This is a genomic window from Williamsia sp. z71 (genome assembly GCF_059553375.1).
In genome coordinates this window covers 597,071-612,846 of record NZ_JCANWX010000001.1, presented here as the reverse complement: position 1 = coordinate 612,846, position 15,776 = coordinate 597,071, and the positions used below count along the sequence as shown (strand labels likewise).

14 protein-coding genes are annotated in these 15,776 nt (G+C 60.7%); 1 reads left to right on the top strand and 13 read right to left on the bottom strand.

Going from position 1 to position 15,776, the window contains the following annotated elements:
• Positions 1-180 precede the first annotated feature (180 nt).
• Positions 181-1,023: a hypothetical protein gene (locus tag AC51GR_RS02695; RefSeq protein ID WP_496323091.1), complete on the top strand. Its 843-nt coding sequence runs from the start codon at positions 181-183 to the stop codon at positions 1,021-1,023.
• Here AC51GR_RS02695 and AC51GR_RS02690 read toward each other — a convergent pair.
• The 13 genes from AC51GR_RS02690 to AC51GR_RS02630 all read right to left on the bottom strand — a co-directional run bounded on the left by AC51GR_RS02690 (position 973) and on the right by AC51GR_RS02630 (position 15,669).
• Complete coding sequence (locus tag AC51GR_RS02690) at positions 973-1,959, bottom strand: glycosyltransferase family 2 protein (protein WP_496323090.1); 987 nt, start codon at positions 1,957-1,959, stop codon at positions 973-975. The two genes, AC51GR_RS02695 and AC51GR_RS02690, sit on opposite strands and share 51 nt — an antisense overlap.
• On the bottom strand, positions 1,956-2,990 hold the full coding sequence (locus tag AC51GR_RS02685; protein WP_496323089.1) for a hypothetical protein: 1,035 nt from the start codon (positions 2,988-2,990) through the stop codon (positions 1,956-1,958). Before AC51GR_RS02685 ends, AC51GR_RS02690 begins: the two co-directional genes overlap by 4 nt.
• Positions 2,987-4,030 carry a glycosyltransferase family 4 protein gene (locus tag AC51GR_RS02680; protein WP_496323088.1) on the bottom strand — a complete coding sequence of 348 codons (1,044 nt, stop codon included), beginning with the start codon at positions 4,028-4,030 and terminating at the stop codon, positions 2,987-2,989. Before AC51GR_RS02680 ends, AC51GR_RS02685 begins: the two co-directional genes overlap by 4 nt.
• Positions 4,014-5,132, bottom strand: a complete 1,119-nt coding sequence (locus AC51GR_RS02675) for a glycosyltransferase (protein ID WP_496323087.1) — start codon at positions 5,130-5,132, stop codon at positions 4,014-4,016. The genes AC51GR_RS02680 and AC51GR_RS02675 overlap by 17 nt, the downstream gene beginning before the upstream one ends.
• Positions 5,133-5,181: 49 nt before the next feature.
• Entirely contained in the window at positions 5,182-6,555 is a 1,374-nt protein-coding gene (locus AC51GR_RS02670) for an O-antigen ligase family protein (RefSeq protein WP_496323086.1), read from the bottom strand.
• 62 nt (positions 6,556-6,617) lie between these two features.
• Positions 6,618-7,475 carry a polysaccharide pyruvyl transferase family protein gene (locus tag AC51GR_RS02665; RefSeq protein WP_496323085.1) on the bottom strand — a complete coding sequence of 286 codons (858 nt, stop codon included), beginning with the start codon at positions 7,473-7,475 and terminating at the stop codon, positions 6,618-6,620.
• A complete protein-coding gene (locus AC51GR_RS02660) occupies positions 7,472-8,461 on the bottom strand; it encodes a glycosyltransferase (protein WP_496323084.1) in 990 nt (329 codons plus the stop codon). Before AC51GR_RS02660 ends, AC51GR_RS02665 begins: the two co-directional genes overlap by 4 nt.
• Complete coding sequence (locus tag AC51GR_RS02655) at positions 8,458-9,936, bottom strand: lipopolysaccharide biosynthesis protein (protein ID WP_496323083.1); 1,479 nt, start codon at positions 9,934-9,936, stop codon at positions 8,458-8,460. The genes AC51GR_RS02660 and AC51GR_RS02655 overlap by 4 nt, the downstream gene beginning before the upstream one ends.
• 8 nt (positions 9,937-9,944) lie before the next feature.
• Positions 9,945-11,066: a polysaccharide pyruvyl transferase family protein gene (locus AC51GR_RS02650; protein ID WP_496323082.1), complete on the bottom strand. Its 1,122-nt coding sequence runs from the start codon at positions 11,064-11,066 to the stop codon at positions 9,945-9,947.
• A gap of 52 nt (positions 11,067-11,118) precedes the next feature.
• On the bottom strand, positions 11,119-12,057 hold the full coding sequence (locus AC51GR_RS02645; RefSeq protein ID WP_496323081.1) for a glycosyltransferase: 939 nt from the start codon (positions 12,055-12,057) through the stop codon (positions 11,119-11,121).
• Positions 12,058-12,246: 189 nt separating this feature from the next.
• Positions 12,247-13,590 carry a UDP-glucose dehydrogenase family protein gene (locus AC51GR_RS02640; RefSeq protein WP_496323080.1) on the bottom strand — a complete coding sequence of 448 codons (1,344 nt, stop codon included), beginning with the start codon at positions 13,588-13,590 and terminating at the stop codon, positions 12,247-12,249.
• Between the two features lie 11 nt (positions 13,591-13,601).
• Positions 13,602-14,168 (bottom strand): low molecular weight protein-tyrosine-phosphatase, encoded by a 567-nt coding sequence (locus AC51GR_RS02635; RefSeq protein ID WP_496323079.1) that lies wholly within the window; start codon positions 14,166-14,168, stop codon positions 13,602-13,604.
• Positions 14,158-15,669: a sugar transferase gene (locus AC51GR_RS02630; protein ID WP_496323078.1), complete on the bottom strand. Its 1,512-nt coding sequence runs from the start codon at positions 15,667-15,669 to the stop codon at positions 14,158-14,160. The genes AC51GR_RS02635 and AC51GR_RS02630 overlap by 11 nt, the downstream gene beginning before the upstream one ends.
• Between the last annotated feature and the right edge of the window lie 107 nt (positions 15,670-15,776).

The following is a 15,776-nucleotide window of genomic DNA, read 5'->3' as shown; positions in this document are numbered from 1 at the left end:
GGCACCTAGAATCGCAGGGTGCACAGAAGACCCAGGGCGCTGCGGAGACATGCTAGGGCAATAACATACGCGTCGAAGCGGAACGGGAAACGTTCTCATATACCTGCGCGGATTTTGCGAATCGGGCTGATCGCGGCAATCGTCACCGCATGTCAAGTCCAGTTCGGGTCAAATGCAAGTGTGCCCTACGGCTGCGTACCGAGGCCCGTTGCGACCTTCACCGCCGATTTCCAGAAATTCGGCGTCTCGCAATATACCTCATTTCATCACCGCAACAGGATGAAGCTTGTCAAGGATCCAGTACCGGACAGTAAATACAAGGTATTGAAGATGAGTGTCCTGCGCGGCGATGTCGGAGCCACCAGTAATCCACGGGCGCAGATGTCGACACCAGGACGAACGCTCGAAGAATGCACCGAGTTCTGGGCCTCTGTCACCCTCATGATCCCAGAATTCAGCAAATCGGAGCTGCGGGAGATAGCAAGGTCCAAAGGCCACATCATGTATGCGCAAATATATGGATACCCCTGGGCTGCCACCGCACCGTTGAGAATCGGCTGGAACTACGATTCCGAGAACGAACGACATCAGTTCGGCGTCGGCGGTGTGTCCATTGATGGCTCGTCCATCCACGCCGAGGACATCTGGCGAATAACTCCGATCGTCGACCGATGGATTACCGTTGCCGTTCACATGAAGATGTCAACGGACGCGGCCGACGGATTCGTCGAGGTATATGCCGACCTAGATGATGGCAATGGTCTGCGCAGACAAGTCTTGGACGGCGACGTGCTCCGTAAGAACTACGCAACATTGAATGCGGCAAACCACGAGAAAGAAGCCTACCGGGGAAATTCGATGGACCTCAACGTCTACCGCCCGAAGCGGATAGCGATCGAAGAGGTCACCGCATACTTCGCCGACAACCGAATTGGCAACTCGATCTGCGATATCTACGCGGGGAATCGCTTCCTAACGCCCGATGTCAACCTTGCTGCGGACTGCGAGAAACAGCCGGGGTGAAACCCTCGCGAGCCCAAATGTCAGACCGCGTGAGAACTCTTTGCTCGCGATTGCCATACGGACGCTGGACAAGGAGATCGATTTCTTGGCCTCGGCGAGCAGTTCACGTTGTTCGACCGGCGAATACTCCGAGGCTCCGACGTCCCTGATCAGCGACAATCCAAGGTTTCGCGAACGGAAGTATGCGACTGCATCCGGTGACGAATCGAACTGACCGGCAAGCTTTACGACGAAATCGCAGACCATACGAATCGAATCCACTCTGCGTCTCGACCGGCCGATGATCGAGCCTTCGCGGACGACATACCGATAAACCACATCCGGAATCTGCACCACGCAGTCGGCGCGGGCCAGTGCCTGCGCGGTCAACGGCAGGTCAGAATGCACTGGTGCTCGAACGATATCTGCGCCATCGAACAACTGCCTTTTGATCAGTTTGTCCCAGAGTTGGCCTCGAATGCGCCCCTTCAGCAGTAGTTCGAATGCCTGACCGCCGGTCATCATTGAAACACCGGGCACGTCCCCACCGCCCGATATTCCGCGGCCTTTGAGCGCCATCACCTCGGCTGCGCCGATGACCACGTCGGCATCCTTGCTACTCGCAGCGGCGACCAGCGCACCGAGCGCGTTAGTGGGTATCACGTCGTCAGCGTCGACAAACCAGACGAACTCTCCCGTCGCCTCGGCCAACCCCCTCTCCCGCGCGCGGGCGACCCCGCCATTGGTCACCAGGGAGATGAGCGTGACATTCTGTCGGTCCTCGACGAACTCCTGCACCACGTCAGCAGACGAATCACTGGACGCATCATCGATGACGACGATGTCCAACCTGCATGCGGTGTCCTGGTCGAGCAGATTCTGAAGTACACCGCGGATGGATTCGCCATCGTTGTGAACCGGGACAATCGCCGTCACCGATCGGGTCGCGGTGTTCATGCGTACATCACGTCAAAGAACTCCGACCGGAGCTTTCGCAACTCGATCCGCGCATTGTCAACAACGACGAGGGGATCCGTCTGTCCCGCGATCACGGTCTCCATCGTCTTCTGGATCAGAGCCGCATTGCAACCGCGGGTATCGAAAGCCACATTCCCGAGTCCGACTGCATCAAAGTGACGCTGAACCTTGGCCGATCCGCCCGGCACGGCTGCACTGACCTTCGCTCCCTCAGTGATGCCCGCTATCAATACATGAAGCCGGTTGCTCACAATCAGGGCCGATTCGGCGTACACGGCGCGCAGGTCGGTCTCCAACTTCACCATGTCGCGATCCCCGAACTCGAGTGCATCACAATCGAGTTCGCGCGCAAGCCATCTCGTTCGCTCGTCATCACGACCCACCTGGCTGACAGCGATGAGTTCGAGCCCGCGGGCATGCGCCACCCCACGAACGCCTGCCAGCCATTGGCCATCCGGTGTGGGGAGGTCTCCACGGAGGGACACCGTCATTCGCGGACGGCGGTCGGGCCAGTCGGCCGTTGTCGCGCCCTCTCCGAACGCGAGGTCGGGAATGGTGCGGCCCTTGCGAAGTACTCGGGTCGTCTCTTCGTCGCGCCACCACGACAGTACGGAGAGCCGGACCGACGGTGAGCAGGCTAATGCGTACACGCGTGAATCGCCGCGCGCACCCACGCCGACGCGCGCAACCTTGCCACCGCGGGCACGGACGAGCGCAAGAGCCGGCAACATCCCGAGATGTTCCTTCATCCCGGGAGCCGACAATTGGATTTCACCTGGCTTGAACACGTACGTCGCGGCCCGTTCTGCGCGCGTCAACTCCCGTGCCCAATGCCGGAACGAGGTGTGCGTCCGCATACGTGGATCGAGCTCCAGACCGGCAACGAAGTCCGCCGGAGCGTGTCCCACATAGACAGAACTGTCCGGTTCGAGCCATCTGCCGAGCTGGCGTCGAAGAATGATGTCCCCGATGTTGTCGTACTGACCGCGTAACGGTACGAACGTTGTCACACGAGCTCCCTGTTTTTCGACGACAAAGCCTTGCTCCAAACATCTTCCAGCTGCTGAAAGACCAGTTCGGCACTGTATTTCTCTTCGACAACGCGTCGCCCGGACGCACCCATCTGGGCAACGAGGTCGACGTTGTCGATCAACTTCTGCAACGCGGTAGCAAGCGCGTCCACATCACCGGGCTCGACGAGCAGTCCACGGTCGCTGCCGATGAGTTGCGGTATTCCGCCCACTGTTGTTGAGATCACCGCGTTCTCGCGCGCCATGGCTTCCAGCAAGAACATCGGAAGTGCCTCCGCGCGAGACGGAAGGACGGCAACCATGGACCGATCGAGCACACCAAGCAACGAATCATGATCCAATGGACCCTCAACGGCCGCCTGCGGCAGGTCGTTCCACGCATCGATGGACATCTCCACCGGACCGAACACTCGTAGCATCCAATCGCGGGGTTCGACCTGAGTCCAGGCGCTGAGCAGGGTGTCAACACCCTTTCGCAGACCAACCGTTCCGCCGAACACGATCGTCTTGGATTTTGTTTCGGTGAGTTCAGGGACCACCACCCCATTGGCCAGCTTGTGTACCGCGGCGCCCGGCAGCAACTGGGTCACCGCCGTCTCGGTCTCGTCCGAGAGAACGACAACCGCGCAGGCCCGTTTGAGCACGAACGAGCATCGGCGCCGGTTCTTCGCCGAATAGGCCGCAAACGCACTCCCGTGAAGGTGTGCGACAACCGGGAATCCGAGTGCGGACGCCACCAGCACGATCGCACCTTCCCGCAGGAACGAACCGCCCTGGGACAAGTGCGCAGCGATCACGGTCCGTCTGCGATTCCGGAATTGCGATGCCAGATGCAGCAATACCTTCGACGTCCGGAGGACGGTTCGAAGCGGCGAACCACTCGAGCGCGTCGGCAGCACGCCGACTCTGAAGTTCTCGAAGCGGCCGCGCTCTATCGCGGCGATGACCTGAGACAGGCCACCGGCAATATCTCCTGCCCCACCGATCTGGAGACAGATGGCGTCACGCTCTCGCTTCATCGAGTCCGCCCGCTGAGTGTTCCTGAACGACACGGGTCAGGACGGTCTGAATCGCCTTGCCGCTGGAGGTCTCGGAGAAGGTTTCCAACCACTCGGAGGCGTCGCACGGGCCCTTCGCCGCTTCTGATTCCACCGCATCGGCAAAGTCCTTGACCACGGGTTCGGCCACCAACACACCGGTGATGCCCGGGACCACGGCATCAGCCACGCCGAGTGCTCCCGAATATGCCACCGACCTGATCCCGACGCCGGCAGCCTCGACAAGAACGTTGCCCAGGCCTTCCTGGTCAGAAGGCAGGAAATGGACTGCACCAGTGGGCACTTCACGGAACCAGCAATCGGTCCAGCCCATGTCGACCAGCTTGACGTTCGACTCCGACGCCGCACCACGAAGGTTCTCTGCCAATGGCCCGGCTCCGAAGACCCACAGCTCCACCTCGTGGCCTCGGCTGTTCAATTCGGCAGCGACCTCGACCGCGACCAACGGCCGCTTCTGCGAAACCAGCCGACACGCAAGGACGATCACGATCTTCTGGTTCGGACCGGCGGCGGGTGTGGTCAGCGACGACCCGTCCGCCGAACCGACTTTCGCCAGCGACGGGTTGTTCACAACCACGCAGCGTGCCGGTTCGACCGCGAAGGCGCCGACCAGATCTGCGGCGACCGGATGTGAGATCGCGACGACCCTGTCAGCACGCCGATACAGCAGCTTCGCCAATAGAATCTTTGCGCGGTGCGATGCTCCTTGCCGACTCTTACCGATGGACACGAGGTTGCGCTCGCTGATCACCACCGGCGGCGAGCCGCCAAGGAGCGTGGCCGCCAGCAATTGCAGATTCGGATACAGCTGCAGACTCAGGCAGACGTCGGGCGAAGTAGATCGGACCACTTGCCGGAGCGAACGGACCAAAGCCAGATGACCGAGGCTCGATCCGGGGGACGACCACGTGATCTGCTGATCGAGCGCTTCGGGCCTCTCAAAAGAGGCCAACGTATGCACATGGACGCCGTGTCCGTTCCGTGCCAGCCAATTCGACCATGTCAGCGCAACGAACTCGGCACCTCCGCCACGCAACTTCGGCACTACGACCAGGATCTTCAACTTCTAACCTTTCGGAACACGGGGATCGAGCGAGAGCAGCGGATCAGGGTCATGTCCTGGTTCGCAACTCGGACTTGGGGGGGCGGAGGTTGGGCTTGAGGCCGGATTCGGGTTTGTGACCGGCAGTGAAAGCAAACGCCCCCATCAGCGCCCAAAGAGCGCCAGGGACACCCTGATTGGTGAAGTAGGGATTGATGAACGAGCCCACGATCAAGCCGATGAGCAATGCCGATGCCACTAGTGAAACGCCAGACCCGAGCACCGCCCGGGATCGCCTGATCACGATCAGCCACACAGCAAGCAAGAAGGCCAGTGCCAACATGCCGATTGCGCCCGACGTGACCATCGCCTTGGCAATTTCGGACTCCGGATATGGCCACACGATACTTGTCGGACGTTCCGGCCAGTAGCCACTCTGCCCGAATACCGATTGGCCCCAACCGGTCCAGGGCCGCTCGCTGAATGCCGGCCATGATTCGCTGATCCAGAGATCGATGCGAACTGCGATAGTGGAAGGTACCCAATCGTATTCGGCGGAAAGGTAGGTCGTGTACCTCGTCTGCACAGCAAGCCTGCTCTGGATCGATGGCAGAAAGTACCACACGATGAGGAAACCGATTGCCACGCCCGCGACCACCACGCGGGGCGATGGACGGAAGATCGTCGCAACAACACCGAGCACCAGGATCGCGATCAGAATCGGTGCGACGGTGAAGGTCGAGACGATCCCCGCACAGGCGAGGACAATCGCGGAGATCACCCATTTCGGCTGGGTGGTCCAGTGCCTTATTCCGTCACCGCGGTCTTCCCGGCGAAGTATCAAGATGACGAACAGCATGGCGAGGCTCACGCACAGGTAGCCGCCGAGCGCTGACCAGTGACCGATCAAACTGGTGGCACGGGTCATCCGGTCGTCCTCCAGTCGTCCCGCAGCGCCTGAACTCGACGTGAACTTGAGCAGAGTCGAAGTGACAGAAGAACCCAAGGCCACCTGCGCCACCGCGATCAGTGCGACCGGTGCACTCCACGCGACAAAGGTGCCCAGGAATGCCCGGAGCTGGCCTCGGTTCTGCACTGCCGAACGGGCGAGGAGGAAGACCAGGAAGTACCAGCAAACATTGGACGCCACAGCCATGTTCGCTGAATGACCTGTGGAGACACTATTGAATATCTCTGTTGCGGTCCTGGTGAGGATGTAGACCACCGCAGCCAACTCGAGCAGACCCCAGCGGATGTACTGCCGGTTCTTCGGCGCATAGACCAGAAGGTAGGCCAGCGCGACCAGCGGTATCAGCGACTGTGGATGCAGTCCAAGGATCGAGACCCGCACGCCGATGGTGGCGGCATACATCCCCAGGATGGCGCCCATGACCCGACTGAATCCGACGTCCACGTTCAGCGACGGATTCATCGTGGTGGGCACGTGTGCTCGTCCCCGTGTTCGACCCGCCTGTGAAACAGCTGCGCGCAGCGGCGCCGCGTGCGTCATCCCCGCGACCACAGGTCGACAGGAAATGCTCCCACAAGAGCATCCAGATCCGCAGTGTGACCCGGCTCGCCGCCGAGTGCGACTGCCTCGTCTACTGAAGTCGCGGGGCGGTAATTTGACCGACCGCTGCCCCGGTAGTAGTCGTCGTACTTCACCGACGACTCAACGGTCGAGGTGACGAGCCTCGCTGGAATTCCCCAAGACTCCGCGACCACAATTGCGTGCAGCGAGGAACCAACCACCAATTCCGCACTCGCGATCCGGCGCAGACAGTCTCGAAGCGGCGTCCGAGGATCAAGGAAGCCCGACGGCCAGCTTCCACGCTCGATGTCGTTCAGGTTGGGCGCGACCAGGACGTCCGTCGCAGGATGGCCGATGAAGTCCTTCCGATCGAAGTAGCGTCCGACGAGCAGGCCCGGGTCGCCCGTCACATCACCCACGGAGATCCCACGGGCACGAAGGAACTCAGCAGTGACCGGGCCGCGGACCGCCCGCACATCGAGTGATGAGAAGCGATACCACTTGTCGCTGTGCTTGCCACTGATGCCCGATCCCCACACAACGTCGCCATCGGCGGCCTGATGGATGATCGACCCGATGGACAGCAGCCTCTTCTGAGAGGGAATACCGGCGTCGCGGCCGGTTGGGGCGAGCCTTTCCTCGACCACGTTCCCAACGATGACCGGCCCCAGGAGGTCACCGAAGTTGTTGACCCGATAAGGAACTCGCTTGAACCTGGTGCTCAGCTTTCGCGGGGAATACCGAACCGGGTTCCAATGCACGATCTCGACACCATTGACAAATCGACCCGAGTCGTCCTCGACAGTCGGACTATCCGGAATGCTAGCCGTCATTTCTGTATCACCTCGTTGTATACCTGGAGATGCGCTTTCCCCGCGTCCGGCCACTCCCTGGCCGACAGATTCGGCAGACCGGAAGCAACCGCCACCCCCGCCGTCTTCAACGCCAGCAAGATGTCCTCGATGCGAAGAGGTGGCTCATATGTGATCAGCCAGTCGGAGCCGAATTCTTCTGCGTGCGCGATGGATACCGGATTCCGCGGGACAAGCACGGGCCGACCCACAGATAGTGCCGCGATCAGTGCTCCTGAGTTGTGCAGGTCGCGGTAGGGCAGCACGACCAGCGCGGACTCCAGAATCGACCGGGAAAAATCGGCGTCGTCGACGTATCCGAAGTGAAACTCTATCCGCGTGTCATCCCCGGCGCGACTCACCAGTGCGTCCGCGTATGCACGGTTGGCCGGCGTGCCCATCACCTTGAACCGGATGTCGGCACTTCGATCCGCCTTGAAGGCATCGATGACGTCTTCGATCCCTTTGTAGGGGCGCACCATGCCGATGAACAGCAACTGCCGTTCGTCCGCCGGTACCGAACCCTGAGGTAGCGCATACCAGTCCCGGTAGTGACCGTGCGGGATGACGACGGTACGCGCGCCGGCGAGAGATGACTCGTTTAGCTCGATGGTTATCGCCGTCATCTTCTCGAGTCGCCGAATCAGGAATCGACCGACGGCGCCGATGGGTTCATGAGCACTCTTGTTGTGGACCGTTCGAACGATCTTCGTATTGGTCAACCGTATGCGAATCAGCAGGAGCGCGAACAGGAGTGGTTTGCGGAATCTCTCGAATCGCCCCCTACCGCGTACCAGCCACTCGGGCCAATGGACATGGAAGACGTCATAGTGCCGCGTGAAGGCCGTCTTCCAGTCGAAGAACAGGACATTCGCGTCGGTCTGCACCGCATCGACGAGCTGGTTGACATACGGATTCGACTTGTTGCCGGGCTTGGCAAATGAGAAGAGAACTGTTGGTCGACTCATTTCTTCTTCCGCCGAACCAGAGCAGCAGTGTTCTTCAGCTCCCCTAGATCTCGCTTGGCCGCGGGCAAAGCCAAGAAGGTCACAACGCACACCACCGCGCACGCGGCGAGCCCGGCCAGCAACGACACGATCGCCGGCACATCAGCCAGCACCTCGGTTGTCACAAAACCCGCGGCAGCCGCAGGCACATACGTCAGAACTATGCGCAGGCCGTTCTTGAGCAACGCTAGCGACGGCGCCTCAGACACTCGACTGAGCCACCACAGTCCAAACGGCCACATCAAGAACAACCCGATGGCGTAGCCGGTTGCCACACCGGTCATGCCGAACATCGAACCGGCCAGAATGCAGAGGATCATGCCCGTTCGGGCAACCAGCGTATAACGAAGATTGGCTCCGGTTAGTCCGAGAGACAGGAAGGCCCAATACACGGCATATCCCGCCGCCTGGAACAGACCACCCACGATGAGGATCCGCAGAATCGGGATCACGCCGTCCCAGCCTCCACCCAACAGAACATCGACCAGCGGAGGGGCGACCGCGAAAGCGATTGCGAACAATGCAACCACCACGTGCATCAACGCCGTCTGGCCGCGGAGGATGAAGGCGGCGAAACGATCCTTATCGTCTTGCAATCGCGACAGAACCGGCAGTGCAACCTTGGTCGCGGGTGAATTCAGCTGATTCATCGGAAGCATGAACAGCTGAAATGCTCGACTGTAGATACCGACATCCGCCGCGCTAAAACGTGCGCCGACAATGATGGTGTCGATGTTCCTGCTCGCATACCCTACGGCTTGAGTGGCAAGCAGATTCCATCCGAAACGCAAGAATGTCCGCGTTCCCACCCCGCGTGTGAACCAACTGGGAACCCACGGATTCGCTATGGCGACAAAGACACATGCGGCAACGGCTTGCGCAACGTTCTGCCAGACGAGCGACCAGTAGCCGGCGCCGGCTAACGCGCAGAGAACACCGACCGCCATGGCGCATGCCTGTGCACCCACATCCACGACGACAACCGCTTTGAAGCGGAACCGTCGGTACAGATCGGCACGATGCTGCGTGCATGCGCCGTTCAAAACGAATGTCGCGGCAAGGCCCCAGGTGATCGCAGTGAGCTCCGGGCGCCCGTAAAGCCAGGCAATAAGAGGCCCGGCTCCGAAGGCAACACACGACAAAATTGCGCCCAGCCCAATGTTGATCCACCACAGATTCGAACGCTGTGCTTCGGTTACCGTGCGCGCCTGAATTGCTGCAGAGGACAGACCGAACTCTCGAATGAGATCCGCGATACCGACGATTGCCAGAACCATCGCAACCAGGCCGTAGTCTTCGGGCGACAACAGTCGCGCGAGCACCATAAGGCCGCCGAACTGAATGACGACCCGCGACAACTGCCCGGCAACCGTGATGGCCGCCCCGCGAGCAGCTTTGGAACCGAGTGACTGCGACTTCTCTTCGATATCAGGCATTCTGTGCGTCATACTGTGCCCACACTAGCCGTCGCGCGGCTCTTGCCGAGTTTCGCCTCGACGAGCCCGCTGAGTTCATCTGCATGACGCTGGAGCTGGGCTTGCGCCTTCTCGACCGCTGCCCCTATCTCCGCCGAGCGCGCGTCCACGGCGTTCAGGTGATCGAGCACCTGGCGGTGGGTCGCGTTCCGGGTATCGAGACAGACCCCGGAAATCCCTGCGGCGTCAAGCGTTCGGGCAAGTTTTTCCGGATCGCCCGTGGTGAGCCCGATGGGCAACGCACCCTCGGTGGCAGCAATCGCCAGCCCATGTAGGCGATTGCTCACCACGGTGTGGCAGTCCCGGTAGACCTCACGCAGGTCCTTCTCGGCGACGTCCAGCGAAGGACTCGTCCATTCGACGACGGAACCGCCGAACCTATCGGCATTCTCGCGTGCAGGCACCAGATCACGTTCGGTCTGGGCGGTCAGAACGATTCGCAGTTCTCGCTTCTCCGCGTATTCCCGGACGGCCGAGACGAATTCGTCCGACGGCCGATCCCGGTCGTGCCGCAACGCCACAGCCAGGGTACGACGATCTGCATCGTGACCGGATCGAACCTCGTCCGCCGGACCGGCACCGAACGCCCAATCCGGTTCCACCGACCCGATTCCGATCAGCCGCGCGCTCGTTTCATCTCGCCACGCAACAAAAGTGCAGGCCCGCAGTACCGTCCGGACCATCCGCAACCGGATGGCATCTTTGATTCCGCTGCCGATACCGCCACGAAGGCCGAGGCCGCAATGAAGAACTGCGCCCCGCTTGAGCCTGACCATCGACACCATCGGGAGTTGCTTCGCGTACGAGACGGCGAGCTTCGTGGTCAGGATCATCTCGCCGACGTGAAACGCGTAGACCACAGGTTCCCGCGCAGCGGTTTTATACGCAGCCGAACGCCACGCCTGCCGATTCGGATAGACGGTGTCGCGGTCGTCGAGTTCCAACCCCTGCAGGTATGTCTCCGGCGCAGAACCCAGCGTGACGTGAAGCTCCCCTATCGTTCGCAAGGCATCGAGATACGCGCGCCGCAAGGCCGTGTCCCCTACGTTGTCCCGCTGCCCACCAACGGCGATGAAAATCTTCGGAGTCATTTGCCACCTTGCGAAATCGACCACGCACAAGTGCGACGAAGATCGCTGCGCCTCATTCGGCGACCCACCGCATCGGCGCCGCACTCGCGCCGAAACCAGGCGCCGTCGTGTCACGTTCTGAGACAGAGATGTTCACCGAAGACGTCGCAAGGATCGACTCCAAGGTGATGTCGTCGACCTCCGCTGCCACCGCAAGGTTTCGCTTCGCCAACTCTCGGGCGATTTGTCCCTGGTGGTCGTCGACGTGCTCGCCGTGGGAACTCCGCCGCGGAACCAGAACCGGACATTTTCCCAAATCCAGTATCTGCATTGCCGATCCGACACCCGAATGGCTGATCACGACGTCAGCGTCCTCGATGTAACCCCGGAAGTCGTCGGCAGGAACGGTGCTGTGCACTTCACCCGGAAGATCGTCACGGACCGTATCGCCCAGTTGCCAGACGATCTCGAAACTCTCGGGGATCACCTCGAGCAACTTGTCGACGAGTCGATCGAATCGATACGGCTTGATCGTCCCCAACGTGACGAAAACCTTCTGCGGGCGGTCGTTGGCGACGCGTCCGGGGCCACTGACAGCGGAATAGTCCTCCAACACGGAGAACTGGTATTCCCACTTGTCACTCATCCACGCCGGATGCTGTGTGAACGTCCGGACCCCCGGGAACCTCGACACGAGTTTTCCGGTGACAGAGGGACCGTCGAACCGCGAGACGCTCTCGATGTACCACGCCTCGCGGCGCAGCGAACGAGACAGAGGCAGCACCAGCGAGGCAATGGCGGCTCCGGTGCTGATCGCCACGTCGAACTTTTCTCCGCGGAGAGCTTTCACAATCGACGGCGCAGCAAAGGCGAGTCCCCGATAGTCACGAGGCGCGATATAGGGCACGTACTTGACGCGCCGCCCTTCCAGAAGTGATCTGGATTGCGGATGGTCGAACGTAATGAACAGGGGGTCGTCGTCGATCGGAAGGTGCGGCAGCAAACGCACCATCTGCGCCAGGTGACCACCTGTGGATGCAGCGAGCACGGCACGCCGTTGCGTAGAGACAAGACTCATTTCGACTGCCCCCTGTCGGTGGCGTGGTTCCCGAGTGATTCCAGAACGAACTCGCACTGCCGTCGGGCCGGGCGCACGTCTGAATAGACCTTTGTCATGACTGTTCTCCGACCGCTCGTACTGCTAGACCGTTGCTGCGGACCAAGTGCCTCGACCCATGCCTCGGTACTCCCAACCCGCTGCGCTCCAGCGCTCGGGATCGAGGCAGTTGCGTCCGTCGATCACTTTGCGGCTCCGGACCTTTCGGCCCACAAGCTTGGGATCGAGCTTGCGGAACTCGTTCCATTCAGTCAGCACGAGAACCACATCTGCGCCCTCACAAGCCTCATTGCTCGTGCTGGCGTAGTTCAGCGTCGGAAACAGTCGCTTCGAGTTCTCCATCGCCTGCGGGTCGTAGATCATCACGGCCGCACCCTGGAGTTGGATCTGCCCGGCCACGTTGAGGGCAGGCGAATCCCGAACATCATCGGAGTCCGGCTTGAACGCCGCACCCAGAACAGCCACGCGAGTTCCCAGGAACGAACCGCCACATGCTTCGCGCGCTTGTTCGACCATCCGGGTCCGGCGTCGCATGTTGATGTTGTCGACCTCACGAAGAAATGTCAGTGCCTGATCGGCACCCAATTCGCCTGCTCGAGCCATGAATGCCCGAATGTCCTTGGGCAGGCAGCCTCCTCCGAAGCCGATACCGGCGTTGAGAAATTTCCGTCCGATCCGATCATCGTGCCCGATTGCATCTGCGAGCTCCGTGACATCGCCGCCGGCTGCCTCGCACACCTCAGCGATTGCATTGATGAATGAGATCTTCGTTGCCAGAAACGCATTCGCCGATGCCTTCACCAACTCTGCGGTGGCCAAGTTGGTCAGCACAAAGGGAGTACCCCCGGCGATCGCCTCGGCGTAGATCTCGCGCGCCAACTCTTCGGCGCGGCCGCCGCGAGACTTGTCCACCCCCACCACCAAGCGATCCGGGCGCAGCGTGTCCTCGACGGCGTGGCCTTCGCGTAGAAACTCGGGATTCCACGACACCTCGACGTCCACGTCGGACGGTGCAAGTTCCCGCACTCGGCAACCGAGTCGTTCGGCGGTCCCAACAGGGACGGTCGACTTCCCGAAAATCACCGACGGTCGGGTGATCAGGCGACCGATGCTCTCGATCACTCCGTTCACGTAGTTCAGGTCGGCTGCGTACTCGCCACGCTTCTGCGGGGTTCCCACCGCAAGGAAATGCACATCCGCGAACTCGGCGGCCTCTTCGTACGAATCCGTGAATCGCAGGCGTCCCGCGTCGATGTTGCGCTTTAGGACCTCTTCGAGCCCGGGCTCGTAGAAGGGCACCTCGCCAGCCTGAAGCTTGGCAAGCTTCGACGGGTCAACATCCACACCGAGAACTTCATGACCGAGTTCGGCCATACATGCGGCGTGGGTTGCACCCAGATAGCCGGTTCCGAGAACGGTCATACGCATTGGAAGATCTCCTACTTCGCTACTTGTTGAACGGGGACGTGCTGGACGATCTGGCGCTCGATCCAAGCCACCAAGCCGGCCATTGTCGCTTCAATGTCTTTGGCCACGCTGTCGAAGACATCGGCAGAACGGCCAATCGGGTCTTCGATGTCCAAACCGACATCGTTGGGTCCCGCGAACCCTCCTGAGGAAAAGCCCTTTTCGGTACTCGATCCCGAATTCTGGTCACCACTTGCGATCTCGCGAAGCGTGTGCATGTGGCGCCACCGCACGGGCGCGAGTTGACGCGCCGCGGCGCGATGATCCCGCGTCAGCCCAAGAACCAGATCTGCGGTGGAGGTGAGTGCTGGCGTCAGCAACCGACTGGTGAACCCCTCTGAACTGATGCCGCGTTCGCTCAACACCCGTACGCTCTCGGGGTGCATCGGCTTGCCGTTCAGTGCACGGGTTCCTGCGCTGCTGACCAGCAGATCCAAACCCAGTTCGGCAGCTCGTTGGTGCAACATTCGTTCCGCAACCGGGGACCGACAAATGTTGCCGGTACACACGAACAGAATCTTCATCGGCTCAGTACGCACCGTCACTCCGCACGACAGCCTTCAGTGTCCGCCACAGGATCATCGCGTCCTGCATGATCGACCAGTTCTCGACATACGAAAGATCGAGTCGCACAGATTCATCCCAACTGAGGTCGGATCGTCCGGAGACCTGCCACAGTCCGGTGATCCCGGGGCGAACGAGCATGCGACGAGACACGATTCCGCTGTATTGCTCCACTTCACTACGAAGAGGGGGCCGGGGCCCGACCAGGCTCATCGTGCCGCCCAAGACGTTGAACAGTTGTGGGAGCTCATCAAAGCTGTAGCGGCGAAGGAACTTGCCGACGGTGGTAATCCGGGGATCATCCTTCATCTTGAATAAGACGCCGGCACCCTCGTTTAGATTCGCCAGCGCGAGCTTTTGCTTGTCGGCCCCGTCCACCATCGTGCGGAACTTCCACATCTGGAACGGCGCGTTGTTCAGTCCGATTCGCTCGGCCCTGTAGAAGATCGATCCCCGCGAATTTACCTTTACTGCAATCGCACAAACGACCATCACCGGCGAAGCCAGAACTAGCATCGTCGCTGCGCCCAGCCTGTCAAATGCGGCCTTGAAGAACTTGTTGGCACCTTCGTAACGCGGTTTGTCGATGTGGAGCAACGGCAACCCCGCGACCGGCCGAACCATCATCCGTGGACCTGCCACGTCGGCGACACCAGGCGCAACCAACATGTCGACGTGCATGCCTTCCAGGTCCCACGAAAGCTCACGCATCACGGAATGACCCAGAGTTTCAGCGCAAGTGACAGCCACTGCTGTCGCGGCAGACTTCGCGACTCCCTCCCGCGCGTCGCTGCAATCACCGAATACCGCTAGGCCGCGATCACCGATCGTCACCATGTCCCGATGCCTGGCCGGGTGGCCTGGCGGCACGCAGAGGCCGACCACCTCAAGACCAAGGCTGGGATTACGATCGAGATGAGTGATGAGCGGTCCTGCCGATGTAGGCGTTCCAACCACGAGCACCCGATTCATACTTTGCCGATGGCTGCGCCGACGAGCAAGATTCCACCGCGCTCCCCACCTCGCTAGCAGTAACCCGAGTGTGCCCGCAGGTAGAGCGATCGCAAGCATCCCTCGGGCAACATCCCACTTGAAAAGAAGGTCCACTATCGCGAGCAACCCGAATACAGCGACCGATGCTCGAACAATTCGGCTATATTCCTCGGGACCAGAACCGACAACCCGCTTGTCGGTGCTCTGCACCACCCGAAGCGCAACCACCCACGCCAAAATAAACCCCGCCGAAACGAAAATGGCTGGAGTGCTGAACCGCCCAACGGGATCGACTACCGAAGGGAATCCAAACCGTATCTGCTGGGCTCCGAAGACCGCGACGATGATGATCAAAACATCAAAGCTCTGCACACGGCGGACATACGTATCTGCCCAGGTCTTCAGCCGCGGACGCGTCACTGGCTGCTGCGAACGAGTCGCGACACTCCACTCAGCACTCGCCGCCTTGGTGCTACGAGTCATACCCAACCTCCCCGACGCGTGATATGCCACCCCTTTGGACAAACGAGGGATACATGACCCCAGGCCGTCCCTAGGAAACGTCGATATGCAAATACTTGATGGTCACG

Bases quoted from the DNA above. Each gene is read 5' to 3' on its own strand.
- AC51GR_RS02655 (WP_496323083.1), bottom strand. From the start codon at position 9,936: ATGCCTGATATCGAAGAGAAGTCGCAGTCACTCGGTTCCAAAGCTGCT.
- AC51GR_RS02640 (WP_496323080.1), bottom strand. From the start codon at position 13,590: ATGCGTATGACCGTTCTCGGAACCGGCTATCTGGGTGCAACCCACGCC.
- AC51GR_RS02650 (WP_496323082.1), bottom strand. From the start codon at position 11,066: ATGACTCCGAAGATTTTCATCGCCGTTGGTGGGCAGCGGGACAACGTA.
- AC51GR_RS02665 (WP_496323085.1), bottom strand. From the start codon at position 7,475: ATGACGGCTAGCATTCCGGATAGTCCGACTGTCGAGGACGACTCGGGT.
- AC51GR_RS02645 (WP_496323081.1), bottom strand. From the start codon at position 12,057: ATGGTGCGTTTGCTGCCGCACCTTCCGATCGACGACGACCCCCTGTTC.
- AC51GR_RS02660 (WP_496323084.1), bottom strand. From the start codon at position 8,461: ATGAGTCGACCAACAGTTCTCTTCTCATTTGCCAAGCCCGGCAACAAG.
- AC51GR_RS02680 (WP_496323088.1), bottom strand. From the start codon at position 4,030: ATGAAGCGAGAGCGTGACGCCATCTGTCTCCAGATCGGTGGGGCAGGA.
- AC51GR_RS02690 (WP_496323090.1), bottom strand. From the start codon at position 1,959: ATGAACACCGCGACCCGATCGGTGACGGCGATTGTCCCGGTTCACAAC.
- AC51GR_RS02630 (WP_496323078.1), bottom strand. From the start codon at position 15,669: ATGACTCGTAGCACCAAGGCGGCGAGTGCTGAGTGGAGTGTCGCGACT.